Source organism: Candidatus Accumulibacter aalborgensis (assembly GCF_900089955.1).
In the GTDB taxonomy this organism is placed as follows: Bacteria; Pseudomonadota; Gammaproteobacteria; order Burkholderiales; family Rhodocyclaceae; genus Accumulibacter; species Accumulibacter aalborgensis.
The window spans coordinates 73,801-99,377 of the sequence record NZ_FLQX01000145.1 but is presented as its reverse complement, the minus strand read 5'-3'; the positions used below and the strand labels follow the sequence as shown (position 1 = coordinate 99,377).

At 62.8% G+C, this 25,577-nt stretch carries 18 protein-coding genes and 1 pseudogene; 10 read left to right on the top strand and 9 right to left on the bottom strand.

The genetic code is table 11. The features are described from left to right. Window positions 1–70: 70 nt before the first annotated feature. From ACCAA_RS17845 to ACCAA_RS17835, 3 genes and pseudogenes are all read right to left on the bottom strand, one after another. On the bottom strand, window positions 71–2,614 hold the full coding sequence (locus ACCAA_RS17845) for a S8 family peptidase (protein ID WP_186408595.1): 2,544 nt from the start codon (window positions 2,612–2,614) through the stop codon (window positions 71–73). Next, window positions 2,592–3,644 carry an AAA family ATPase gene (locus ACCAA_RS17840; RefSeq protein WP_186408594.1) on the bottom strand — a complete coding sequence of 351 codons (1,053 nt, stop codon included), beginning with the start codon at window positions 3,642–3,644 and terminating at the stop codon, window positions 2,592–2,594. Before ACCAA_RS17840 ends, ACCAA_RS17845 begins: the two co-directional genes overlap by 23 nt. A 553-nt stretch (window positions 3,645–4,197) precedes the next feature. Then, window positions 4,198–4,437, bottom strand: a pseudogene (locus ACCAA_RS17835) (2-nitropropane dioxygenase); the annotation flags it as partial. Between the two features lie 120 nt (window positions 4,438–4,557). Here ACCAA_RS17835 and ACCAA_RS17830 point away from each other — a divergent pair. The 3 genes from ACCAA_RS17830 (at window position 4,558) to ACCAA_RS17820 (ending at window position 5,788) form a co-directional block, all read left to right on the top strand. Next, window positions 4,558–5,223 carry a cupin domain-containing protein gene (locus tag ACCAA_RS17830; RefSeq protein WP_342674068.1) on the top strand — a complete coding sequence of 222 codons (666 nt, stop codon included), beginning with the start codon at window positions 4,558–4,560 and terminating at the stop codon, window positions 5,221–5,223. Window positions 5,224–5,409: 186 nt separating this feature from the next. Then, window positions 5,410–5,670 carry an antitoxin gene (locus ACCAA_RS17825; RefSeq protein ID WP_186408593.1) on the top strand — a complete coding sequence of 87 codons (261 nt, stop codon included), beginning with the start codon at window positions 5,410–5,412 and terminating at the stop codon, window positions 5,668–5,670. Continuing rightward, the gene (locus ACCAA_RS17820) at window positions 5,663–5,788 is read left to right on the top strand and encodes a PIN domain-containing protein (protein ID WP_425394498.1); all 126 of its coding nucleotides are present in this window, start codon (window positions 5,663–5,665) and stop codon (window positions 5,786–5,788) included. Before ACCAA_RS17825 ends, ACCAA_RS17820 begins: the two co-directional genes overlap by 8 nt. A 95-nt stretch (window positions 5,789–5,883) precedes the next feature. Here ACCAA_RS17820 and ACCAA_RS17815 read toward each other — a convergent pair whose 3' ends face one another. The 3 genes from ACCAA_RS17815 to ACCAA_RS17805 form a co-directional block, all read right to left on the bottom strand. Beyond that, complete coding sequence (locus tag ACCAA_RS17815) at window positions 5,884–9,270, bottom strand: transglutaminase family protein (RefSeq protein WP_186408592.1); 3,387 nt, start codon at window positions 9,268–9,270, stop codon at window positions 5,884–5,886. Window positions 9,271–9,398: 128 nt separating this feature from the next. Next, window positions 9,399–12,005: a [protein-PII] uridylyltransferase gene (locus ACCAA_RS17810; RefSeq protein ID WP_186408591.1), complete on the bottom strand. Its 2,607-nt coding sequence runs from the start codon at window positions 12,003–12,005 to the stop codon at window positions 9,399–9,401. Then, window positions 12,005–12,367, bottom strand: a complete 363-nt coding sequence (locus tag ACCAA_RS17805; RefSeq protein ID WP_186408590.1) for a hypothetical protein — start codon at window positions 12,365–12,367, stop codon at window positions 12,005–12,007. Before ACCAA_RS17805 ends, ACCAA_RS17810 begins: the two co-directional genes overlap by 1 nt. Before the next feature lie 377 nt (window positions 12,368–12,744). On the opposite strand from ACCAA_RS17805, the gene gltA reads away from it, so the two are divergent. Next, window positions 12,745–14,052, top strand: a complete 1,308-nt coding sequence (gltA, locus tag ACCAA_RS17800) for a citrate synthase (protein ID WP_186408589.1) — start codon at window positions 12,745–12,747, stop codon at window positions 14,050–14,052. A gap of 131 nt (window positions 14,053–14,183) precedes the next feature. Here gltA and ACCAA_RS17795 read toward each other — a convergent pair whose 3' ends face one another. After that, on the bottom strand, window positions 14,184–14,606 hold the full coding sequence (locus tag ACCAA_RS17795; RefSeq protein WP_186408588.1) for a type II toxin-antitoxin system VapC family toxin: 423 nt from the start codon (window positions 14,604–14,606) through the stop codon (window positions 14,184–14,186). A gap of 7 nt (window positions 14,607–14,613) precedes the next feature. After that, the gene (locus ACCAA_RS17790; protein ID WP_186408587.1) at window positions 14,614–14,862 is read right to left on the bottom strand and encodes a FitA-like ribbon-helix-helix domain-containing protein; all 249 of its coding nucleotides are present in this window, start codon (window positions 14,860–14,862) and stop codon (window positions 14,614–14,616) included. A 435-nt stretch (window positions 14,863–15,297) separates the two neighbouring features. Here ACCAA_RS17790 and ACCAA_RS17785 point away from each other — a divergent pair, with 435 nt between their 5' ends. From ACCAA_RS17785 to ACCAA_RS17760, 6 genes are all read left to right on the top strand, one after another. Beyond that, window positions 15,298–16,320 (top strand): alkaline phosphatase family protein, encoded by a 1,023-nt coding sequence (locus tag ACCAA_RS17785; protein WP_186408586.1) that lies wholly within the window; start codon window positions 15,298–15,300, stop codon window positions 16,318–16,320. A 272-nt stretch (window positions 16,321–16,592) separates the two neighbouring features. Beyond that, window positions 16,593–16,784 (top strand): hypothetical protein, encoded by a 192-nt coding sequence (locus tag ACCAA_RS17780; protein WP_186408606.1) that lies wholly within the window; start codon window positions 16,593–16,595, stop codon window positions 16,782–16,784. Between the two features lie 54 nt (window positions 16,785–16,838). Continuing rightward, the gene (aroD, locus tag ACCAA_RS17775) at window positions 16,839–17,621 is read left to right on the top strand and encodes a type I 3-dehydroquinate dehydratase (RefSeq protein ID WP_186408604.1); all 783 of its coding nucleotides are present in this window, start codon (window positions 16,839–16,841) and stop codon (window positions 17,619–17,621) included. A 22-nt stretch (window positions 17,622–17,643) separates the two neighbouring features. Beyond that, window positions 17,644–18,936: a hemolysin family protein gene (locus ACCAA_RS17770; RefSeq protein WP_186408585.1), complete on the top strand. Its 1,293-nt coding sequence runs from the start codon at window positions 17,644–17,646 to the stop codon at window positions 18,934–18,936. Between the two features lie 316 nt (window positions 18,937–19,252). Beyond that, window positions 19,253–23,485 (top strand): DUF748 domain-containing protein, encoded by a 4,233-nt coding sequence (locus ACCAA_RS17765; protein WP_186408584.1) that lies wholly within the window; start codon window positions 19,253–19,255, stop codon window positions 23,483–23,485. Beyond that, a complete protein-coding gene (locus tag ACCAA_RS17760; RefSeq protein ID WP_245754656.1) occupies window positions 23,482–24,909 on the top strand; it encodes a YihY/virulence factor BrkB family protein in 1,428 nt (475 codons plus the stop codon). The genes ACCAA_RS17765 and ACCAA_RS17760 overlap by 4 nt, the downstream gene beginning before the upstream one ends. Here the strand turns inward: ACCAA_RS17760 and queC are convergent. Continuing rightward, the gene (gene queC, locus ACCAA_RS17755; RefSeq protein WP_245754655.1) at window positions 24,866–25,564 is read right to left on the bottom strand and encodes a 7-cyano-7-deazaguanine synthase QueC; all 699 of its coding nucleotides are present in this window, start codon (window positions 25,562–25,564) and stop codon (window positions 24,866–24,868) included. The two genes, ACCAA_RS17760 and queC, sit on opposite strands and share 44 nt — an antisense overlap. Window positions 25,565–25,577: the final 13 nt, after the last annotated feature.

The following is a 25,577-nucleotide window of genomic DNA, read 5'->3' as shown; positions in this document are numbered from 1 at the left end:
CTTCCCGACCGTACGCGGGATATTTGGAGCCCTTAGACCTTGGCCAGGGGAGGACGTAACAACCCTGATGTCAGTTCGTAGCCTCGACTGGTACAGTGATTAGTGCCGCCACCTGTTGCGCAATTGGCGTATAGAGATCAACGTCCATCGCAGGCGTAAGGATCGAGACAATGAGGCTGTAGCGAGCGGGCAAGTCGTACCGCTCCTGAGTCTGTCGAGTACGCCACCAACCTTTCGCTGGATACACCGCCACAAAGCCTCTGCTGGCCAGCTCAGCGGCCGTTCCATGCCAGATATCCTGATGCAGAGAACCGCGGTGGCGCTGCCGGTCACCCAAAACCCAGTTCGGATCTTTGGGGTCAATCGGATCGCCATCGTCCTCGCGCTCGGTCGCCGCGTTGATGCGCGCCACGAAGTCTGCCGTTGTCGCGTCCAAGGGGCGTTGAACGTCAAACCGCAAGCGATGGGACGGATAATGAAACTTGGAAGCGATACCACGCGCCGATGGGTTCGGCTCGACGAAATAAGACAAGGTGATGCGTAACTCGACGGCGGTATCAGGCGGCAGCGCCATCAATTCCGCTTTCGGCCAAGGCAGAGAATGGAGATTCATGTCCCGGCTGACCACACCTTTACCCTTCACCTTCTGGTACGGATGTACAACATCCTCTACCACCAAGGTGAGCGAGTTCCCGGCGCTCCACAACGCCCGATCCAAGTTCGGCGCACCCCAGCCGCAGTGACGGATCAGGGTCACATGATCCGCTTTCGTAGCAGGCCGGTTAGCCGGCAAGTAAGCCGAACGCATCGCCTCGGTCCACTCTGCAGAATGCACGATCAAGGCACGAACAGTTTCCGGGCGGAGATTTGGATACGCGGCCATCAACTGCCCCGCCATCCGCGCGCACAAAGCCGACGCGGCGCTGGTGGCATTGGTTGTTGTAAGAAGGCGCTGAAGCGGCAGATTATTGGTCGTCAGCAAGTGTAGGCTGGAAATCCCGATCGGCCCCAACGCGTTCTTTCCAGCATTGCCACCTTCGAAGACCACTTCCGGCTTTAACGGCCAGGCAGTACTCCAGTCAGCCGATGTGCGGGTGTATGGGCTGAGACCTCCGGATGGCGCAACCGGGGTATAGCCTTGGGCATCAGCTTCGGTGATCACCACTTTTTCGGTGAAAGCACCGACCGTAAGCGCATTCCACGCTTGGCCGGGATCGCGAATTCCTTGGCTACTCAAGCTGGCGGGGTAGGTGTTCCAGCTCTGCGCGTCTTCAGTATTGCCGGTGCACAACACGAACAGGCGGGGAAACTCACCATTGCCATCGTAGTCAGAGGCGAGCCGATCAATGGCGGACGACCACGCCGAGGGTTTCCCCCGGTCACGGTCATCGTCGGATGTAACCGCCGACGTAAATACGCGTGGGCGCAGCGGCGCTACAATTTCGGGGCGAGCAACTGCTTCGGAAAAAAGGTGCCCGTGTAGCTTCGAATCGCCTGCATTAGCGCCCTGCTCGGGCGTGAGCTTTACCGACTCCAACCGATGCGACGCGATGATCGGTTCGTCGGTCGCCAAGGCATTCGACAAGTCTCCAAACGCAACGAGCCCTGCAAGGCCGGAACCGTGATTGGCCGTATCGTCCACACCCCAAACGGGATTTACCGTGTGCAGGTCGGCGGGGTTTAGAAAAGGCGACAGCAGGGGATGCCCGCGATTCACGCCCGAATCCAGCAAGCAGACGCGCGGCACGGAGTCGTCATCCGGCGGCACCGTCAGCCGCGCCAAAGTTTCGACAACCCATTGCTGCTGCTCAAGCGGCGTCATGCTGCCAAAGAATTCGGCGGTCTCCTTGGCGCGGCGGAGTTCGGCCACGCAATTGAGCATCATGACCGAGGTGGATAACTGCCTCCGAGAACTGAACATCAAGACGACGGTGCGTTCCGGAAAATTGATCTGATGCTCGCTGACTTCGCACTCTGCTAGTCCTGCCAGTTTTCGGAAGTAGGCAACGACTGCATCGCGATTACCGCGAACGGGCAGCCAGACCTCCCACCAAAATGGCTCGTCGGCTTCCTGCGGAAATAGCTTGGGCTCGTCCGTCCAAAGGGCGCGGAGTTCCGCGCTGCGGATGGAGGAAATGGTGTTCAGAAGGGCATGGTGATCGTTCGAGTCACCGTTGGCCTTCTTCCGCTCCGCCAAATAGTCCTCGATGTACTTTTCGAAATGCGCGAGCTTCCCGTCGGGGACGAAAACGTTGGCGTGCGTTATCCCGCCTTCGGACGTGACGCTCAGAACTTCGATCTGTTTTGACGGGTCCCGCCCGCGCTCGCTGCCAAGACTCTCAAAGGCCATGGCAACATCATGCACACCTACGAACTGAATCTGGAGGCCCAAGCCGCTTTCAAGGCCCTGCTCGCGCTGGGCATCGGCCACCTGCTGCGCAATGGGCTTTAACGCTTGCAGCTGCCCCTTCAGCGCGGTCCCATGTTGGACACGGTCAGGCGTGGGAACCACCGCTGGACCGCCGCCACCAATTGACGGCGCCTTGAACCCTTGGGCCTGTGATGTGTTGGTCAGTACAAGGTGTGGGCGCTTATCTTGGGCCTGTTCCGGCATCGCTTATTGTTCGCGTCTTGTTCCGGGTCAGTTTGGCGCTGATAAGGCGGCGTTCATCTAGCGCCCCCTCCAGCGCAGCGCGTTGCACATTGGTCTGGTCATGCATGATCGCGTCTTTGATGGATTCATCCACCGCACGGCAAATTTCGGCGTAACTCAATCCTTCAGCCCGTTCCACCAAGCCGTCTTTCCTGAATGGCTTGGGCGCAAACGCGCCCAACCGCGTCCGGATAAGGTCAAGCGCCTGCGCCGAAGTCGGCAAGTGGTATTCGACAACATCATCGAAGCGCCGGAACAAGGCGCTGTCCAGGGCCTCCGGATGGTTCGTCGCCGCAATAATGAGGCTATTCGACTGGTCATGCTCGATCATCTGCAGGAAGCTGTTCAAAACCCGCCGAATCTCGCCCACATCGTTGGCGTTTCCGCGCTGCGACCCGATCGCGTCAAACTCATCGAAGAAGTAAACGCCTCGAATGTCAGCAATGGCATCAAAAACCTGCCGCAGTTTGGCGGCCGTCTCGCCCATGAACTTCGTGATCAGCGAATCTAGGCGCACGAGAAATAACGGAATACCTAATTCACCCGCCAAAGCGGATGCTGTCATCGTCTTGCCGGTCCCTGGGGGACCCACAAGCAATAGCTTTCGGCGGGGGGACAAACCATGCTCTTTGATCCGGGCAAGCTGGCGCTGCTCTTTGATGATACGAGCGAGTTGCATCGCCGCAACTTCATCCAGAACCATGTCGCCCAGGCGGCTCGCTGGGTGAATCACGGTCAGGAGACCTGCTAGTTCGCCCCGGTGTTTGGTCGAGTTACTCAGGGCGCCGGCAATGGGCACAATCTTGCCAGAAGGGTCTTGGCCCAGCCGGGTCTTGGCCGCATCGATCAGGTCGCGCAAATCTTCCGCCAACTTGCCATGGCCTAGCTTCGCCTCGTGCGCAGCGACCTGCATGGCGACGGAATAGAAATATCCATCGTCACGAGCAATGTGCGACTTGATGAGAGCTCTGAGTTGTTCTGCGCTGGCCATACTTCGCATTGTGCACGAATTCAGTAGGCTGATACAGCGGACTGCCGACCCTGGTTCTATATGTAGGGGCAAGAGGTTGCTTGGCGCCTGTAAGCCGACACAAGCATCTCTTTACCGAATTGGCGGCTTTGGCCGAGCTAGAGACGGTGAGCCTGATAGTTTGAGTGGCAGCAAAGCGATCAGAAAGCAGCCAGACAGCTTGCTGTCGTCATCAGGCCGGTTTGGGTCGGGAGTGTGAATTCGTCAGATCGATAAGCTGCCGTTGAAGGCGATTCCCGACTCGATGGCTGGTAATCGGCGCATTGCGGACCTCCAAGCACGGAGACTCGTACGGCCGGATTGGCCGAAGAGCGGAAGTTCGACACATCTTTGTGAACGTCCGCTGCCAGAGGCATTGCTGACGTTCGTTCTGCCAAATTCAGCGAGGAGCGGATGTCTGCTGATGGCCGATAGCAGCCGGTCAGACCGGTCTTCGCAAAGCGGACCTGGGTGAACTGCAAAGACTACCCGTTGCTGACTGTTCTAGCCGATAAGTGGAAGCTAACGCGCCGGACTACCGCGCATCCCAGAACTCCCGCGTCAACACCGACGCCGAAACCTCCCGACACCCCATTGCATTCTGTCCCGCCCACAAGGGCGAAAAATCGCCACTGCCCAGACTTTCAGTTTTCGCCCGCAGCGCTGCAACAGCCGGCGTCGCCAGTGGAAACTCAGGTGCCAGCGCGTTGATCGGTCCCAGTTCGCGCATGATGCGATTGACGATGCCGCGCGCCGGGCGGCCGGTGAACACGTTGATCGGGAGTTCGATGGCGAAGAGTTCGGTGATGTTCATCTGCGCGTCTCCTGTGGCGTTCACTGTGGCAGCGACGATAATACCGGATCACGGCTGTCGCACGCGCGCAGGAATGAGATCATGGCAACGGCCCTCGACCTGATCGACGGCCGGCTCGACGATGCCTTGCGCATGGAAGCGATCAACGGCTACTTGAGCATCGGCGATTCTTCCAGAGCCTTCCGATATGCGCGTGCGCCGGGCGCGCCTTTTTTACCGACCTTCAAGGGGAGAAATGTCATGAGCGAAGAACGAAACCCTGTCGTCAATCTCGATGCGCTCGATCTGGTGACGCAGGAAAACGGTGAACGTTTCGAGGCGGCGATGGCGCAGATCGGTCCGCGTACCGGCGCGCGCAAGCTGGGTGCGCGTCTGTGCGTCGTGCCGCCGGGCAAGGCGGCGTGGCCGTACCACGCGCACGTGGTGAACGAGGAGATGATCGTCGTCCTCGCAGGCAAGGGCACGCTGCGCCTCGGCGACCGCGAACGGCCACTGCGTGCTGGCGATGTCGTGGCGCTGCTGCCGGGCGGGGTCGAATCGGCGCACCAGATCGTCAATTGTTCGACCGGGCCGCTGCGCTACCTGTGCGTGTCGACGATGGAGCAGCCGGACATCGGCATCTACCCGGATTCCGGCAAGTTCTTCGTCCTCGCCGGTTCGCCTCCCGGTGGCGACAAGGACAAGCGCAGCTTCAGCCACATCGGCCGCATGGCCGACGCCGTCGGTTACTGGGACGGCGAGGGTTGAGCGGCTGGGCGCGCTGGCCACCATGGCGGTGGTCACTGCGTCCGGGGAGCGTCTCAGACCGGCGTTCGGGCCGTTCGATGCCGTTCCTTCGCCCGCTCACAGCGCTCGCAGCGCTTGACACAGCCCTTGATTCATCCCGTTACCAGGCATAGACTTTGGTATCTACCCAGGCAGCCGGAGGCAGCCATGAGTCAAGTCGCGAAACTGTTCAGCAACGGTCGCAGCCAGGCGGTACGCCTGCCCGCTGCTTATCGCTTCGATACCAAGGAAGTCTTCATCCGCCAGGACCCGGAAACCGGTGACGTGATCCTGTCACGTAAACCGGCAGATTGGGATGACTTTTTTGCCGCGCTCAAAGGTACCGATGTGCCGGTGGATTTTCTCGACCAGAACGAGCGCAGCCAGCCGGAACAAGATCGTGACCCTTTCCGTGGGTGGGGTGAATGAGGCGCTACATGATCTGCTGATTGCTGCGCATGCGCTTAGCCTCGGCGCTGTGCTGGTGACCAATGATCAGGCGTTTGGCCAGGTTGCCGGCCTGCTGGTCGAGGATTGGACGGATTGAACCCTGGCTCCCGTCCTGAATCCGGAGCCGGCACGCCTGTGGGAGTGCGAGCGGGTCAGGCGGGGCCTTTCCCGGCCTGACTCGCTCAGCCGCGTTTACGAGCGCCGCAAGTCGAGCGTAAACGGGAAACCGGCATTGGCTGGCGCCGGCTGCACGTCTATCTCGCCGGGCGTATGGCCGAACGGTGTGAAGCGCGCCAGACGGCGGCCTTCGGCTTCGTTGGCATTGACCGGGTAGCGGTCAGGGTTGCGCCCTCCGGGGTGCTCGACGTGATATTGGCAGCCGCCGAGCGAGCGTTTCATCCACGTGTCGACCAGGTCGAAAACGAGCGGCGCGTGCACGCCGATCGTCGGATGCAGCGCTGATGGTGGGTTCCACGCCCGGTAGCGGACGCCGGCGACGAACTCGCCGACCTTGCCGGTCGGACGCAGTGGCAAGGCGCGGCCGTTGCAGGTGACGACATAGCGGTCGCCGGCCATTCCCGTTGCCTTGAGCTGCAGGCGTTCGAGCGATGAGTCGACGTAGCGCGCCATTCCACCGACGGCTCCCTCTTCGCCCATCACGTGCCACGGTTCGAGCGCATGGCGCAGTTCGAGGGTGATTCCCTGCGCCGAAATGCTGCCGTGCACCGGGAAACGGAACTCGAAGTGCGGCGCGAACCAGTCGCTTTCGAGCGGGTAGCCGGCGGCGCGCAATTCGCCGATGACGTCGTCGAAATCCTGCTGCACGAAGTGCGGCAGCATGAAGCGATCGTGCAACTCGGTCCCCCAGCGCATCAGGCGCTCGGGAGCGTAAGGTGTTTGCCAGAAGCGGGCGATCAGCGCTCGCAGGAGGAGCTGCTGGGCCAGCGACATGCGGGCGTGCGGCGGCATTTCAAAGGCGCGCATCTCGAGCAGGCCGAGGCGGCCGGTCGGACCGTCGGGCGAGTACAGTTTGTCGATGCAGAACTCGGCACGGTGCGTATTGCCGGTCGAGTCGATCAATAGATTGCGCAGCGCACGGTCGATGATCCACGGCGCGACACACTCGGCGTCCTTGCCAACCGGCGGCGGAAACTGGCTGAAGGCGATCTCCAGCTCGTAAACCGAGTCGTTGCGCGCTTCGTCGACGCGCGGCGACTGACTCGTCGGGCCGATGAACAGGCCGGAAAAGAGGTAGGAAAGCGACGGGTGGTTGTGCCAGTAGCTGATCAGGCTGCGCAGGAGATCGGGTCGGCGCAGGAAGGGCGAGTCGAGCGTCGTCAGGCCGCCGAAGACGAAGTGGTTGCCACCGCCGGTGCCGGTGTGGCGACCGTCGAGCATGAACTTTTCGCTGGTCAGGCGCGACAGATGGGCAATTTCATAGAGATGCGTCGTGCGCGCGACGAGTTCATCCCAGGTGGCCGATGGCTGGATGTTGACTTCGATCACCCCGGGGTCGGGAGTGACGCGGAAGTTCGTCAGTCGCGGGTCGCGCGGCGGCTCGTAACCTTCGAGAATGATAGGGGAGGCGAGCGACTCGGCGGTGGCCTCGACGGCGCTGACCAGTTCGAGGTAGTCGTCGAGCGTCTCGGTCGGCGGCATGAAGATGTACAGCACGCCGTTCCTGGCCTGCGCCGAGATCGACGTGCGGGTGACCAGGGCCGCCGACTCATGGGGCAGCGGCGGACGATCGGCACCGTCGCCGGCGGCGTGGGCGAGCGCGTCGGCCTCACGTTCCAGTGCTTTCTGCGCAAAGTGCTCACCGCTGACCGCAGCTTCCTCGGCAGCCAGGCCCTCGCTGTGGCTGACGGCATGCTGGGCGCGGATCTCGGCATGCGGGCGCAGCGCGGCGAAGGTCTGCGTCGGATCGGGGGAATGGATGTATGGATAGTCGTCCCTGGCCACCCAGGGCTGCGAGTCGAGCGGCAGGCGATAACCGATCGGTGAATCGCCGGGCACCAGGTAGCAGCGGCCATCGCGCAGGAACCAGGGGCCGCTTTGCCAGCCGCCTTGCGCACGGCGCACCAGCGGCAGGACGTGTCCGATCGTCTGGTCGAGTCCCTGGCGAAAGACCTGCGCCAGGCGCGCTCGTTCCATCGCGTCGTCGAGGCGGGAATCGAAGGGATCGACGTTGGCCGGCAGGCGGTGCTCGCGCCACAGGTAATAGTAGACGTCCTCGTAGGCGGGGAAGACATACTTCGGGTCGATCGCCAAGCGCTCGGCGAGATGGCTCAGGAAGTGCCCGGCGAGAACCTCGTCGGCGCCGTAATCGTGGCTTTCGTCGGCATACAGCGCCGGATTGTTCCACACCGGCTGCCCGTCGCGCCGCCAGAGGCAGTTGAGCGACCAGCGCGGGAGTTGCTCGCCGGGATACCACTTGCCCTGGCCGAAGTGCTGCAGGCCGTTTGGTGCGTACTCCTCGCGCAGGCGGTGAAACACTTCTGCGGCGCGAATGCGTTTGGTCGGCCCGAGTGCTTCGGTGTTCCATTCGGCGCCGTCATGGTCATCGATCGAGACAAAGGTCGGCTCGCCGCCCATGGTCAGGCGTACGTCACCACTGATCAGATCGGCGTCGATCTGATGGCCAAGCGTTTCGATCGCCAGCCACTGGTCGTCGCTGTACGGCTTGGTCACCCTGGGTGCTTCCCAGACGCGCTCGATCTTCATGTGATGCTCGAAGGTGCACTCGCACTCCTCGGTGAAGCCGGTGATTGGCGAAGCCGAAGACGGTTGCGGCGAGCAGGCGAGCGGGATGTGGCCTTCACCGGCAAACAGGCCCGACGTTGGGTCGAGGCCAACCCAGCCAGCACCCGGCAGGTACACCTCGCACCAGGCGTGCAGATCGGTGAAGTCATGGTCGGTCCCCGAGGGGCCGTCGAGTGACTTCACATCGGGAACGAGCTGGATCAGATAGCCCGAAACGAAGCGTGCCGCGAGCCCGAGATGACGCAGAACCTGCACCAATAGCCAGGCCGAATCGCGGCAAGAGCCGCGCGCCAGGGTGAGCGTCTCCTCGGGGGTCTGCACGCCGGGCTCAAGGCGAATCACGTAGCCTACCGCGCGCTGCACTTGCTGGTTGAGGTCAACGAGAAAGTCCACGCTGGTTTTTGGTTCGCGCGGGACCGTCTTCAGGAAGCCGGTGAGCAGCGGCGTCAGCGGCAGGCGGTGCAGATAGGGTTCGAGCTCCTCCTGCTGCCAGTCCTCGTACTTGAAGGGAAAAGTGCTCGCATAGGGTTCGGGGAAGAAGTCGAAGGGATTGATCACCGACATTTCGGCGACCAGATCGACTTCAACACAGAACTCGCGCGTCTTCTCCGGGAAGACCAGGCGCGCCAGGTAATTCGCCTGCGGGTCCTGCTGCCAGTTGATGAAATGCTGGCTCGGAGTGACCTTCAGCGAGTAGCTGAGGATAGGCGTGCGCGAATGCGGCGCCGGCCGCAGGCGGACGACCTGCGGCGAGAGGCTGATCAGGCGGTCGTAGCGATAGTGAGTACGGTGATTGAGGGCAACATGAATCGACACGGTCGGCTCCAGGGCAAGTAATCAGAATATTGAAAGCAAGACACGTACCATGCCACAGCCGTCCTGAAAGCGGCTGGGCGGCGATTCATGCACTACGGTGGTGCGTGCTGCCCCGGCTGGCGGCGTGCTCAGACCTGCAGGTGCTTCAACAAATCGGTCTCCAGCCTGACTCGGCCGGTGCTTTCTTCGAGTTCGGCGCCGCTGATCAGGAAGGTGTCTTCGACCCGCTCGCCGAGCGTCGCAATCTTGGCCGTGTGCAGATTGGCTCCATGCTCAGCAAGCTTCTTGGCGATGATGAACAACAATCCGGGGCGATCGGCAGCGACGACGGTGAGGACGAACAGCTTTCCCGTTTCGTCGGGTTCGATGCTGACCAGCGGCTGAATGCTGACCTGCGGTTGCAGCGGGAAGTGTCTCACCTGCCGCGAAACGCGTCCACCGGCGGGAATGTCCACGGGTGCCTGGTGGGACAGTCGATCGCCGAGTTCGTGCTCGACATAGGCGATCATCGCGCGGTCACTGTCGCGGTCGCTGATATCGAGCAGGATGAAGGTGTCGAGCGCGTATCCGTCACGGGTGGTGTGGATCTTGGCGTCGACGATGCTGTAACCGGCGCGGCTGAAGAAGCCGACGATGCGCAGGAAGAGGTCCGTCTGGTCCTGCGTATAGACCATCACCTCGAGCCCCTCGCCGAACGGATTGAGGCGCGCCTTGACGACCGGCTGGTCGATAGCATCGTGCTCGTGCTCGTGCAGCGTGCGCGCGTGCCAGGCGATTTCATCGGCCGATTGACGCAGGAAGTACACCGTGTCAACCTGCTGCCACAGGCGTTCATGGGCGTTCTGAGGAAGCGCGAAATAGCGCATCAGGCGCAGTGCTTCATGCTGCCTTTGGGCGATGGTGCCGTCGGGCATGGGCAGGGCTTCTCGCGACAGCAGGAAGCGCCGGGTGGCGGTGAACAGTTGCTCGAGCAACTGGCCCTTCCAGGCATTCCAGACCTTCGGACTGGTGCCGCGAATGTCGGCCACGGTGAGCAGGTAGAGGGCGATCAGATGACGTTCGTCGCCGACGATTCCAGCGAAGCGGGCCACCACGCCAGGGTCGGAAATGTCTTGCTTCTGCGCGACGCTGGACATCACGAGGTGCTGGCGAACGAGCCAGACCACCAAGTCGGTATCTTCCGCGGCCAGCTCGTGGTCCGCACAGAATTGTCGCGCATCGACCGCGCCGAGTTCGGAGTGATCGCCGCCGCGCCCCTTGGCAATATCGTGAAACAGCGCCGCAATATAGAGGATCCATGGGTCGCCGAGGTCGCTGAGCAAGCGAGTGCAGAACGGGTACTCGTGCGCAAACTCTTCCATCGCGAACCGGCGCAGGTTGCGCAGCACCTGCAGGATGTGCTGATCGACGGTATAGACGTGGAACAGGTCGTGCTGCATCTGGCCGACGATCCGTCCGAAAGCCGGCAGATAACGCCCCAGGATGCCGAACTGGTTCAGGCGGCGGAACTCCTGCACCAGCCCACGTCCTTGCTTGAAAATGGCCAGAAAGCGGGCGCGGTTGGCTGGGTCGCGGCGGAAGTCGTCGTCGATCAGGTCGCGTGCGCGCCACAACGCGCGCTGGGTGCGCGCGCTCATTTCATTCAGGTCGAGCTGTTGCTGGCGTAGCAGGAAGGCCTCAAGGATCGCTTCCGGTGTATTGACGAAAACATTTTCGTGCACCACGTCGAGAAACTCGTGCGTCTTCTGGAAACGTTCGTTGATCGCTTGGGGAGGCTCATCCGGAAGGGGGAAGAGCGCTGCACCGAGGTTTTGCAGCAGGATGCTGTTGATCTGGGTGATCGTCTTCGCTGTCCGGTAGTACTCCTGCATCAACTGTTCGCTGGAGCGGCGTGCATCGGTGGCGGTGAAGCCGAGTTGCTCGGCAAGGGCGGTCTGGTACTCGAAGAGCAGGCGATCTTCACGGCGCCCGACGTGCAGGTGCAGGTGTATGCGCAGGCGTCGCAGGAAGGCCTCGCACTCCTCGAGAAGCTTCTCCTCCTCGCCGGTGATGAAACCTCGTTGTTCGAGATCGCGCCAGCACTTGCCGTAGCCCGCCGCCTGTGCAATCCAGAGGATGATCTGCAGATCGCGCAGCCCACCCGGGCCGTCCTTGCAGTTCGCCTCCAGGCTGCAAGGCGAGTCGCTGAAACGCTGATGGCGGTCTTCCTGTTCCATCCGCTTGGTCTGAAAGAAGGTCTGTCCATCGAGACTGCCCTTGAGTAGCGAGCAAAATCCGTGGAACAGGCTGGCACTGCCGGCCAGCAGGCGGGCTTCGATCATCGCGGTCTGTACCGTGGTGTCGCCGGCGGCCTCCTCCAGGCACTGTTCGAGGGTTCGCACGCTGTGGCCGGTTTCCAGGCCGATGTCCCAAAGCAGGCAGACCAGTTGCTCCAGTTGCGCTGCCAGCACGCTGTCGGGTGGCTCGGGCAGCAGGATCAGCAGATCGACATCGGATGCCGGGTACAACTCACCTCGGCCATAGCCGCCGACCGCGACCAGGGCAAGCGACGCCGGCAAGCCCAGCTCGCTCCACAGTTGGCCGAGGACTTCGTCGATCAGTCGGCAGCGCTGTTGCAACAGGTGGATAGCGTCACCCTCGGCGACGAACTCTTCGCAGATCGTCCGCTGTCCCTCATGCAGGCGGCCTTTCAGGCGTGCAATCAGAGCATTGCGCGCCACGGCCTCAATTTTCATCACTGTTTTCCGGTCTCTGCTGAGCGGTAGGTGCCTGCCGGCAACCAGGGTAGCGCCAGCGGGGCCAGGCCTGCATGGGCAGTGTGCGTTGGGGAAGGCCAACGCCTGGCCCCCCGGGAGAAAGCTTCGAGGCCCCGCTGCATCAGCAGCCAGGGCCAGGCCAGCGGGTGGCAGGTGCGCCAGCGCTCATCCGCCAGCAGATTGACGAGTATCCGTTGTGTCGATCCCCAATAGAACGACGTATCGCGCTCGCCGGTGATCGACGCCGCGCGTTGGCACGCCTCCGCCCACAGCACTTCGCCGCGGCTCTCGCTTACTCCGGCCCGGCTGGCAAGCCAGGGAAGAATTTTCGGTGCCTTCATCTTGTACTCCTTCGATCAAGCATGCCCGCAACTGCGGGCTGAAAAGCCCCTGCAGCGCAGGCTGCGGGTGACCAGTGGGGCGCGTTCGCGCAAGGCTGGTGGGCATGGTGATCTGTCAAGCAAAATCTGTGCGCGGTCTATCCTGTGCCTGATACAGGTCTTGCTCTGTGCTGGGGGCGCTGGCGTTTCTGATCGGGGTGACCGCCCTGCCAAGAGTTCCTGTCCGCCGGAACGGGCGCAGGAGCTTACCGCGGGCTACCTTCGCCAGGCAGCAAGAGCGAACTGCGTCACTCCGATGGCACAAAGCGGGTGCGGCGGAGAGGCACAAAGCCCCACAACAGGGCGTGATGTTGAAGACTCAACATAAGGGAAAGCCAATGACCACCGAACGTAAGGCCACCTTGACCGTTACCGGAGAAGCCCCGGTGCACTTTTCCGTCCTGACACCGACGCAGGGCCGCGACTGTCTCGATATTCGTACCCTTGGCGCCAGAACGGGTTGCTTTGCCTACGATTCGGGCTTCGAGTCGACCGCGAGTTGCAAGTCGAAGATCACCTTCCTCGACGGTGACCAGGGCCAACTCCTCTATCGCGGTTACCCGATCGAGCAACTCGCCGAACAGTGCGACTTTCTCGAGGTGGCCCATCTGCTGAAAAACGGCGAACTGCCGAACGTCGGACAGAAAGAGCGTTTCGAGTTTACCATCAGAAGGCACATGCCGGTCCATGAGCAGATGGTCAAGCTCTACCAGGGTTTCCGCCGTGACGCTCATCCGATGGCCGTGATGGTCGGCGTGGTCGGCGCCCTGTCGGCATTTCACCATGAAGCAGCGGATTTTTCCGATGCCGAACAGCGTAGCCTCAGCTTCCACCGAATCGTGGCCAAGATGCCGGCGATCGTCGCGATGGCCTACAAGTACACCATCGGTGATCCGTTCATGAACCCGCGGCGCGATCTCGGTTACACGGCCAACTTTCTGCACATGATGTTCGCCACCCCGTGTGAGGAGTACCGGCCGAATCCGGTGCTGGTGCGCGCGCTCGACAGGATGTTCCTGTTGAATGCCGACAACGGTCAGGATGCTTCGACGGCGACCGTCCGCATGGCGGGTTCTTCCGGCGCCAACCCGTTTGCCTGCGTTTCCGCAGCCATTGCCTGTTTGTCGGGCCCCGCGCATGGGAGTGCCAGCGAGGCTTGTCTGGCCATGTTGACCGAGATCGGCGATGTCTCGCGGGTCGCCGAATTCGTCTCCAGGGCGCGCGCGCGGGCGAGAACCGAGGCCGATGCCGGCACGTTCAGGCTGGCTGGATTTGGTCACCGCGTCTACAGGAACTTCGATCCTCGGGTGGACCTGATGCGCGAGGTGTGCAAGGATGTGCTCAGGGAACTGGATCTCGAAAATGACCGTCTGTTCAGACTGGCAATGGCACTTGAGAAGATGGCCCTCGAAGATCGCTACTTCGTGGATAAGAAACTCTATCCGAACATGGACTTCTACTCGGCTCTCACGCTGAAGGCGCTCGGCATCCCGGCGTCGATGTTCGCCTGCGTCTACGCGCTGGCGCGCACGGTGGGCTGGATGGCGCAGTGGGAGGAGATGCTGGTCGATCCCGAATACAAGATCGCTCGTCCACGCCAGCTCTATACCGGGATGGATAGACGGCAGGTGGCTACTTTGCGGTAGGACTGAAATTCTGGAGCACGCAGGCATGCCGAGCATGCGGATGACGAAGCCGATCTAAGTGGGTGGCCGGACGGTTGCCGCGGGCAAGGAGCTGCTGATCTGTACGGCTTCTCCCGTGCTCCCAATGCCAATCACTCCGGCTGCCACGGATTGATGATCTGCAGTTCGCAAGCCGCGAAATCGCCGACATTGCGAGTGGCAAGATAGCTTCCCCGGGATCGTGCAATGGCGGCGATCTGCGCATCGAACTGCGAGATCGGCCGACCGCTCCTTTTTCGCTCGGCCGCTATCCCTGCATAGGCAAACGCTGCGTCGCCGTCGAAGGGCAGCACGCGTCCGGCAAAGTCTTCTTCGAAAAGGGCTGCCAGCGCTTGTTCCAACTGCCGGCGACGCTGCCCTGCGGAAAGCAGTCTGGCACCATAGAGCATTTCCGCCTGCGTCACCGTGGTCGTGAAAAGCGTGTTCAGGGGCTGGCTGGCAGTCCAGCGCACTACCGCAGGCTCAGGAATCGCGCGCAGCAGTTCGGAGAGCACGTTGGTGTCGAGAACGATCATGGCACTATCACTCGCCCAGCCGCGGTGGCTCGCGAATGTCTTCGCGCTCGGCTCGCGGCAACCGGACATCCCCGAGTGGCCCAAACCGCCTGCGTATGCGCTCCACCAGGCTCTCGCCGACTGCATCCTCCTTGCCGAGTACGGCGCGCAGAATGCAGCGCGCCTCATCTTCCATTGACCGCCCCTGGCTGGCCGCGCGCATGCGCAGCTTGGTCTTGATCGAGTCTTCGAGGTTGCGGATGGTAATGCTGGCCATTTGAGTCTCCACACAGCGGGGTCTGATCTCATTGTAATCGATGCCATCAATGCCATCAATGCAATCAAACAGATCTCACGGTGAGCCGCATTATTGCAGCCAGCCCCCCCCCGGGCGAGATCGTAACTTTGCACCTCGCCGGGCGAGCTGAGCGTGCCGCCGGCAGACGAGCATGGCATCAGTGACTCGCGGTCCTTGGGAAAACCGCAAGACCAGGTCTGGAATAAAAAGGTTTGATTTTCCTTGCCGACTATTGCTCTCCAGAATCGTCGCGCAAAGCGGCCAGCAGTCGGGATCAAGAGGCTTTTCCTGCGCCGTCCAGCAGGAGTTTCACTTCGCCTTCTGCGCCCGTCTCGGCAGTTTCCGGCTTGTCGCCAACAGGCAGCCGGCCTGGCCATTCGTTCGGACGGATTCACCATAAGGGGGCAAACAGCCATGTTACGGAAGCTTCTCGTGATTGCGTGCCTGCCATTCATTCTGGTTGCTTGTGGAACCACCATCCTTACCAGTACGCCCTCGCCCTCAGCGGCGGACGGGTATGCTGCGTATCCTGCATTCAAGAAGCCAAACGCCAAAAAAGTGGTTCTGGTAATTCTTGAGAACACGAATCCGGATCACGCGCGAGCTGAACCCTTTCTGAACTGCCTGGTCGGGTCTGGCGCATATCTTGGCAACTACTACGCAGTCGCGCATCCTTCCCAGCCCAACTATATCGCTCTGGTCTCCGGCAGTACGCAAGGCGTCGATGGAGATTCTGCAGCGACCCTCGATCGTCCTTTTCTGGGAGACGAAGAACACCGGCTCGACTGGAAGGTCTTCGCGGAACAATACAAGGAAGAGCGAATCGGCGAGTGCAACCTGAGCCCGAAGATCGAGAATACGGAGTATGTCCGCAAGCATGTGCCCCAACTCAGCTTCCAGTACATGCAGGAAAACAACTCTTTTTGCCGCGCTCACGTCGCCGACACGGTTGAATTCTTCCGTGCAGCGAAGACGCGGACGCTGCCCAGTTTCTCGCTGGTGATTCCCAATCTGAAGAATGATGCCCATGGCGACGCAATGGACGTGCTCTTCAGGCCGCATGCCGAACTGCTCAGCGAAGCGGATGAATGGTTGCGCAGGAATTTCAGTGAGCTGATCAGGGATCCCGACTTCAGGCGCGATGTACTTCTTGTCGTCACGTTTGACGAGAACGACACGCCGTGGTGGCGCTACGGTTGGGACGAAGATAACAAGGTCTTCGCGGTATTCTTCGGAGACGACGTGAAAGCCGGCTATGAAGAGCCCGCCTTGTACACCCACTACGACCTTCTGAATACATTTGAAACCATCTATGACATCAAACCGATGGCGCCAGGCGACAGAAACGCAAGGGTGATCCGCGGCATCTGGCAACCGGAAAAACTGCCCGGCAACTCGCAGTTGCATGAGAGTTGCAATAAGCTTTGGCCTGGCTAACGGTCATGGCAATTGCAGACACCCCAGATGATGAAAGCCATGACCGTCCCCTCACCCCCGACCCCTCTCCCGCGAGCGGGCGAGGGGAGGTTGATGAGTCGCGGACGCGACTTTCACATTAACTGTCCGATCGGGGAACCTTTATCGCAGATGCCGTGATCGAGCACGTCGCGTGCGGAAAAACCGCAGCTCCGTCTTGATCTGCGAGGGCAGGCGAGAGCCTGTCCTCGTGCTTGTCGTCCTCCGTTCACTCCTTGCGGATGGCCTCGACGATGGCGGCGAGGATCTGCTGTAATTCGCTCGGCAGCGTCGATCCTCGGGTGGACCTGATGCGCGAGGTGTGCAAGGATGTGCTCGGGGAACTGGATCTCGAAAATGGCCGTCTGTTCAGACTGGCGATGGCACTCGAGAAGATGGCCCGCGAAGATCGCTCGTCCACGCCAGCTCTATACCGGGTTGGATAGACGGCGGGTGGCTGAGGTAGGACTGAAATTCTGGAGCGCCTAGACATGCCGGGCATGCGTATGACAAAGACGATCGAAGTGGGTGGCGGGAACGTTGCCGGCGGCAAGGAGCCGCTGATCTGTACCCCGCTGGTGGCCATCGATGAGCGCTCGCTCCTGCGCGAGCTGGCTGCCGTCTGCGCGAAGCAGCCCGACCTGATCGAATGGCGGGTCGATTTCTTCAGCGGGATTGCCGACACCGTGCGCGTCGTTGCGCTGGCGCGAGCGCTCCGGGAAAACGCCGGCGGCGTACCGATCATTTTCACGCGCCGCTCGACGCGCGAGGGCGGCGAGCCAACCGGCATTTCGGAAGAACAGGTTCTGGCGCTTTACGAAGCCGTCTGCGAGACCTCTTGTGTCGATTTTGTGGACTGCGAAATGAGCAGCGATGCCTTGCATTTTCAGGCTGTGCGGCAGGCCGCGCAGCGCGCTGGCATCCAGTTGATTGCCTCATTCCACGATTTCCAGCAGACGCCGTCAGCCGCGGACATCGTCGCCAGGTTTGTGGCGATGGAGCGGGCCGGCGCCGACATTGCCAAAGTGGCCGCCATGCCACGGGCCATTGACGATGTACTGACCCTGCTCGCGGCCACGCTGGAAGGAAACCGCCAGATCAGACTGCCGATCATCAGCATGTCGATGGGCCCCTATGGATCGCTGAGCCGCCTGTTCGGCTGGGCGTTTGGCTCGTCGGTGACTTTCGCGGTCGGCGAACAGGCGTCGGCCCCCGGTCAGGTGCCCATCGAAGATCTGCGCGCCGTGCTCGAAATCCTGCAGCGGGCGCTGGCGCCTAGATGATTCGGCCTTGGCAAGAGGAACAATGGATATCGCTTTACTCCTTCTTCTGGTCCTCCTCAACGGCGTTCTCGCCATGGCGGAAATCGCCGTCGTTTCCTCGCGGCAGTCGCGCCTGCGGACTCTGGCTGACGACGGCCATCCCGGCGCACGTTCGGCGCTCGCCCTCAGCCACCAGCCTTCGGTCCTCCTGGCTACCGTCCAGGTCGGCATCACCACGGTGGGCATCCTCAGCGGTGCCATCGGCGAGGCCGCACTGGCCATTCCGTTGGCCGAATGGCTGGCCGCTTTTCCGCCGCTCGCGCCGCACGCGAGCGGCATCGCACTGGCGCTGGTCGTCGCCGTGTTGACCTACTTCTCGGTGGTCGTCGGCGAACTGGTGCCCAAGCGTCTTGGGCTGCTGGCACCGGAGCGCGTTGCCTCGCTGATCGCGCCGCCGATGAACCTCCTCGCGCGACTGATGCGCCCGCTGGTGTGGCTGCTCGCGTCGTCGTCAAACCTGCTCGTGCATCTGCTGGGCGCTGGACGCGCGCAGGAGTCCTCGGTGACCGACGACGAGATCAAGGTCCTGATGGGCGAGGGCGCCGACGCCGGCGTATTCCACGCCAGCGAGCAGGCCATCGTTGCCAACGTTCTGCGGCTGGACGAGCAGCGCATCGGCGCGATCATGACCCATCGCAAGGACATCTACCTGCTCGATCTGAACGAGACCGACGAAGCGATTCGGAGTTGCCTTGCCGACAGTCCATACAAGCGCATCGTCGTCTGCCGCGGCGGTCTTGAGCAGATCGTTGGCGTCCTGCGTACCAGCGACTTGCTCAAGGGCGCGCTGGCCGGCGAGCCACTGTCGATCGAGCCCCATGTCAGGCCGCCACTCTATGTGCCGGCCAGCGTCACGACGACGCAATTGCTCGAGACCTTCCGGCGGGCCCGCCAGCAATGCGCGCTGATGGTCGACGAATATGGCGAGCTGCACGGTCTGGTCACTCTCTCCGATGTGCTGACGTCGATCGTCGGCGATCTGCCGAGCTGGGGTGCTCCCGAGCAACAGGATGTCGTGGTTCGCGAAGATGGCTCGTGGCTGGTGGACGGAAGCGTCGCCATGGAACATCTGAAGACCGTTCTCAAGATCAATGCCGAGTTACCCGGCGAAGACGAGAACGCCTTCAATACCCTCGGGGGGTTCATCATGTACGTGCTTGGTCGCATTCCCGTACCGGCCGATTACTTCGAGCTGGCCGATCTGCGCTTCGAAGTAGTCGACATGGACGGGAATCGCGTGGACAAGGTTCTCATCGCGAACCGGGTTCACGCTTGAGAAGGGCCTTCAGCGAGTTGCTGTGCTGGGAACTTCGACCGAGATTGTTCAGGCGGTGTAGCTCGTCGGGTCGGCGAGGCCGGCGGCGGTAAAGGCGGAGCGGCGCAGCCGGCACGAATCTACAGGCACTGAGCGGAGCAGGATTCGGATGACTTTCTTTAGTGGGCCCAGGAACCAGATTCCAGATTGACGGCCTCTGATAGGGCCTCATATACTCTCGTTGACAGCGCTGGGTTTCCGATCCTTCGCCAGGCACCAATGCTCTGCATCTGTCCTTCGACAAGGCCGAGCCGTTGCCCGTGCCGTGAAAGCCCCGATGATGCCCAAACGCTTGCTAATGATTCTGTCCAGTGTGCCGGTGATAAGTGCGGTGGTGCTGTTCGCGCTCTATCTGGTCGGGGGTTTCGTCGCGCTACCGGCAATCGTCAAGTGGCAGGTCGAGAAAAAGGTCCCCGCACAACTTGGTTATCCGATCAGCGTCGGCGAAGTCCGCTTCAACCCATTGACCTTCAGGTTCGAGGTCGACGATTTGGCGTTGACCGATCGCCAAGGCGCTCCGATGCTGGGTTTCAAGCGGCTGCTGGTCGACTTCGAGCTACGCAGCATCATCGACCGAGCGTGGACCTTCGCCGATATAAGCATTGAGGCGCCGCTGCTGCGCGTCACCCTCGACCCGGAAGGCCGGCACAACTTCGCCGCGCTGCTCGAACGTCTGCTCGCCAGCCAGCCAGCGGCGGACGATGAGGCCTTGCCGCCCTTTATTGTGCAGCGCGTTACCTTGACCGACGGCCGCATCGAGTACGTGGACGAACTGCTAGACGAGCCGCTGGTGACTCATGTCGAGCCACTGCGGATGGTCATCGACAACCTTTCCAGTTTGCCCGAAGACGCGGCAAGCTACCAGCTATCGGCACGCACGGGGGCCGGCGAGGCGCTCGAAACGAGCGGCCAACTGGCGCTGAATCCGCTGGCCTTCAAGGGGCGGTTGACGCTGCTCGGCCTCGAGGTGAAGACGCTGGCCAGGAGCCTGGCGCGCCTCCTGTCGCTCGATGCGCCTGCCGGGAAAGTCACTTTGGCTGGCAACTTCGACATCGCCGTCGACCGCCGCGGTGTCCTCACGGGAAGCGTGGACGACCTGGGCCTCGACGTCTCATCGCTCTCGCTCAGCGCGGCCGGCGCCAGCTCGCCGCTGCTCGCGGTCGAGACGCTGTCGCTGCAGCAGGGACGTGTCGACCTGGGGAGCCGGGAAAGCAGTTTCGCCACCCTTCGCCTGGCGAAGGGAAGCATTGGCGTGGCGGTGGACGAGCAGGGCAGAATCGACTGGGCGACGCTGGCGCGCACATCGGCAGCACCGCCGGACAAATCGGCGGCTACGGCTAGCGCAACGACCACGGACGCGGTGGCCACCGTCGCACCGGTAGCGCCGGTGGACAAGTCGCCGGCGATCGGCGCGACGGCCCCGTGGCGATTCTCGCTGGCCAGTGCCGAAATCTCGGCGATCGCCTTCGCTCTGACCGGCCCGGCGCGGGGGCTGGCGGCGTCGGTCGACGCGATTGGGCTGCACCTATCGTTGACCGGCGAGTTCGGCGCCGCTGGAACGCGTTTGGAGTTCGCGCAGCCGAAGCTTTCAATCACCACTGGGCGGCTGCGCCAGGGAACCGATTCGCTCGGCCTGGCCGGCGCTGCGCTCGAGGCCGGCCGCGTGCTGATCGTCGCCAACGAGTCGTTCGCCGGGACGATCGACGAGCCGACGATTTCGGCCACCGGTGTCTTGCTGGCCGGCTCCGGACAAAGCGCGCAACTTCGCGACCTGTCGCTGGCAGGCCAGCGCCTGTTGCTGCAGTCGGGAGCGGCCGGCGTCGAGCTGCTCGTCGACCAGCCGAGCAGCAGGCTTGGCGGACTGCAGATGAAGCGAGCGGCGGACGCGCTGGATCTGCACAGCGCAGCGATCCGCAGCGAGAAGTTCACCTTGACGCAGGCCGATCGGCGACTCAGCGTCGCGGGCAGCGCTCTGCGGCTATCGCTCGCGAAGTTGGCCGTTGCCCGGGGAACGGATCGCCTGGCAGCGCAGGATGTCTCCTTCGAAGCCGGCGCGCTGTCTGCTTCCTCCGCCAGGTTTGTCGGCGCCGCTTCGCCATCGTTCGACGCGCGCTTCGATCATGCCGCGTTACAGATGAAGGCAGTCGGCGTCGTCGCTCAGGGCGCCTCATCGGAGATCGCGCAGTTCGCGGCGGCAAGTTTTGGCGCTAGCTCGGTGCTGCTCGCTGTTCCCGACGGTCCGCTCGATCTGCGCGGCGACGGCCTGAGCGCGTCACTTTCGGACGCGGTCTTGCGCAGTCCCGCCGACGCCACCGAAATGCTGCATCTGGGCAGCGGAACGCTGAGCGGCGGTACGTTCAGTCTGCACGATCGAGTGGCCACCGCCGACAAGCTCGCGTTCGCCGACGGTAGGGCGCAGACCTGGCTCGATACCGAGGGACGGTTCAACGGCCTGGTGCTGACGCGCGGCGCTGCGGCGGCAGCGGTTGCCGCAGCGCCTGACGCTACCCCGGACGCTTTGCCGACGCTGTCGGAGACGCCGGCGCCGGCGGGCGCGGCGTGGCAGCTTGCCGTGAAGTCGGTCGAAGTCGACAGCTTTGCACTCGGCTTCGACGATAGACGCGCGTCGCCGCAGTTGGTGGTCGGGTTCGAGCAAATCCACGCCCGCGTCGCCGGCTTCGAGACCGGCGTCAGCTCTCCGATGCAGGTCGACTTGAAGGCGAAAGTTGCCAGCGGCGGCGGCATCGAGGCCAGTGGCAGCGTGCGCACCGACAACGGCATGGCGGACCTCAAGCTCAAACTGACCGGCATTGCGCTGGCGCCGCTACAGCCCTACCTCGCGGAATTCGCCGAGTTGACGCTGACCTCTGGAACGGTGTCCAGCGCCGGGCGTCTGCGCTACGGCGACCGGGCCGGTGCCGGCGCCAATCTCGCCTACCAGGGCAGTTTCGCGGTCGACCACCTGCAGCTCGACGAGGTTGACGCGAAGCGACCCTTCCTGGGCTGGGAGTCGCTGGCAGCCGGCGACGTGTTGCTGACCGTCGAGCCAAATAGACTGGACATCGGCGAACTCCGGGCCATACGGCCGTCGGGGCGTTTGATCATTGCCGAGGATCGTTCGGTGAATCTGACCGATGTGCTCAAGAAGCGGCCGAAGGGCGACGATCGAGCGGCTGCCGGCGAGCAGCAGGCCGCGCAGAACGGCGCTGCGGCAGCGGCCGATGGCCAGTCCGCGCAGCCGCCGGTGAGCGCGCCCGATCCGTTCCCGGTAACCGTCGCGCGCCTGGGGATTTCCGGCGGCGAGGTCGAGTTTGCCGACCTGAGCCTGCGACCGCAGTTCGCAGCCCGGATGCACGACTTGAAAGGCGTGATCACCGGTCTGGGAACGGACCCCGAGCGGAGCGCGAAAGTGCAGCTCGACGCGCGCGTCGACAAGTACGGATCGGCGAAAATTCGCGGCCAGCTCAGCGTTTTTCGCCCTGAGAAGCTGACCGACATCGAGATGACCTTCCGCAACGTCGCGATGAGCTCGCTGTCGCCGTACTCGATCAAGTTCGCCGGCTACCGGATCACCGGCGGACGCCTGTCGCTGGATTTGCAGTACAAGGTCAAGGACGGCAAGTTGCGTGGCCAGAACAAGATCGTCCTGAAACACGTCGAACTCGGCGAAAAGGTAGCTGGTCCTGATGCCACCGATCTGCCACTCGAACTGGCAATCGCCATCCTGACCGACTCCGAGGGGGTGATCGACATCGGACTGCCGGTCAGCGGTGATTTGAACAACCCGCAATTCGATTACGGGGCGGTGATCGGCAAGGCGCTTGGCAAACTCCTCGGTAGCATCGTTACGGCACCGTTCAGGGCTCTGGGCGCACTGTTCGGTGGTGGTGACAAGCAACTCGACAGCATCGACTTCGAGCCGGGCAGCGACCTGCTCGGTCCACCCGAGCGCCAGAAACTGGCGGCGGTCGCGCGCGCGATGAACGAGCGGAAAATGCTGACGCTGGTCGTGCCGCCGACCTACGCTGCCGTGGAAGACGCGGCTGCGCTGAAGTCGCGGGCGGTGCGCAGCGACCTCGTCGCGAGGATGGGAATCGAACTTTCGGCGGGCGAGGATCCGGGTCCTATCGACCCGGCCAACCCACGCGCTCAGCGCGCGATCGAAGCGGCGTTCAGCGACCGTTACGCGCCCGAAGTACTCGCGGCGCTGAAGCGCCGCGCGCTCGCTGCAGCCGTGCAGTCTGCGGCGGGATCGCCAGCCGCTGCGCAGCAGCCGAGTCCGCCACCGGCGTTCTACCAGCAGCTCCTCGATCGGCTGATCGGCGAGCAGACGATTTCGGACAAGACCCTGGCGCAACTCGCGTCCCGACGCGGCGAAGCGATCGTCGGCGAACTGACGACCGTCGGCGGGCTAGCCGCTGCGCGGGTGGTGCTCGGCGAGACTCGCCAGGCGAGCGCTGCCAACGACCAGTCGGTGACCCTGTTGTTGCAACTCGAGGTGGCCAAGTGAAGCCCCGCGCGCCGGGCCTGCTGAGTCGTATCGAGAGCGTCGTCTGGGGTTCGCCGGCGGCGTCTTTACCGTCATGGCGAATGCGCGGCGTGCGGGTCGTGCAGACCGTGCTGATTCTGGTACGCGACCTGGTCGACGGCCAGTTGACCCTGCGCGCGATGAGCCTGGTGTATACCACCTTGCTGTCGATCGTGCCGCTGTTGGCCTTGAGCTTCTCGGTGCTGAAGGCCTTCGGTGTGCACAACCAGATTCAGCCGATGCTGCTGAGGTTTCTCGAACCGCTGGGCGAAAAGGGTGTGGAAGTCGCCCAGAACATAACGGAATTCATCCAGCGGATGAACGTCGGCGTGCTCGGCGCAGTCGGCCTGGCGCTGCTGCTGTATACCGCGATCTCGCTGATGCAGAAGATCGAGGAGTCGCTGAACTTCATCTGGCACATTCAGCGTCCGCGGCGTCTCGCCGATCGCTTCAGCCGCTATCTGAGCGTGCTACTGGTCGGGCCGATCCTGGTCTTCGCGGCGCTGGGCATCACCGCGACGGTGATGAGCATCGAGACGGTACGTGGGCTGCTGGAGATCGACGTCCTGGGCCAGGCAATGACGACGATCAGCAGCCTGACCCCTTACTTGCTGATTATCGCCGCTTTCACCTTCGTTTACGTGTTCATTCCCAACGCGCGGGTACGCTTCATCCCTGCGCTGGTCGGCGGTATCGCCGGCGGCGTTGCCTGGCAGACCGCCGGCTGGGGGTTTGCGGTTTTCGTCGCGTCGTCAAACCAGTACGCGGCGATCTACTCGAGCCTGGCGATTCTGATCCTGTTCATGATCTGGCTCTACCTGAGCTGGCTGATTCTGCTGTTCGGCGCGAGTGTCGCCTTCTACGTCCAGCATCCGGAGTATCTGTACGTCAGCGGCGGCGAACCGCGGTTGAGCAACCGAATGCGCGAGCGCCTTGCGCTGTCGATGATGAGCCTGGTTGTCGGCAGATTCATGGCCGGCGAGCGGATGCCGTCGCTTGTCGAGCTCACCCGCCTGCTGGGCATGCCGACGCATGTCCTGCAGACCGTGCTCGAGGCGCTGGAACGTCGGCAGCTACTCGTGCAGAGCACCGACGATCCGCCGCTCTACCTGCTGGCGCGCGACCCTTCGCTGATCTCGGTGATGCAGGTGCTCGATACCGTGCGTTTCGCCGGCGAAGAGCGTTTCCTTTCGCCCGATCGCTTGCCGGCGCCGCCGCCGGTTGACGAGATTATCGAGCGGATGCGGCGGGCGCTCGAATCGTCGGTCAGCGGGATGAGCGCTCGCGATCTGGCGGCACCGGCCGGACCGGCTGCGGCAGAAGCAGCGCGCGTGGCCTTCGAAGCGGACCGACCAAGATCGCTCAAGCGGTGTAGCGCGTTGGATCGGCGAGGCCGGCGGCGGTGAATCCGGCGCGTCGCAGGCGGCACGAATCGCAGACCCCGCAGGCGCGGCCAGTCTCGTCGGCCTGGTAACAGGAAACCGTCAGGCCGTAGTCGACGCCGAGAGTGACGCCGCGCTCGATGATCTCGGCTTTGCCAAGATCGATCAGCGGCGCGTGAATGCGCAGCGTGGAACCTTCGACAGCGGCCCTGGTGGCCAGGTTGGCCATCCCTTCGAAGGCGTCGATGTATTCCGGCCGGCAATCGGGATAGCCGGAGTAGTCGACGGCATTGACGCCGATGAAGATGTCACGGCTACCCAGCACTTCGGCCCAGGCCAGCGCCAGCGAGAGCATGACGGTATTACGTGCGGGTACGTAAGTCACCGGGATGCCAGGCTGTACACCGTCAACGGGAATGGCGATGGCGTCGTCGGTCAGCGCCGAACCGCCGAAGTCGTCCAGGCTCAGGCGCAGCACCCGATGCTCGCTGGCGCCGATGGCCTCGGCAACGGCCGCGGCCGCCTGCAGCTCGGCGCGATGGCGCTGGCCATAGTCGAGCGACAGGCAGTAGCAAGCGAAACCGCTTGCCCGAGCGATGGCCAGCGTGGTCGCCGAATCCAGTCCGCCGGACAGGAGAACAACGGCAGCTTGGCCAGGGGATGAAGTTTGCATGTTCATGGGGGGGGGCGAA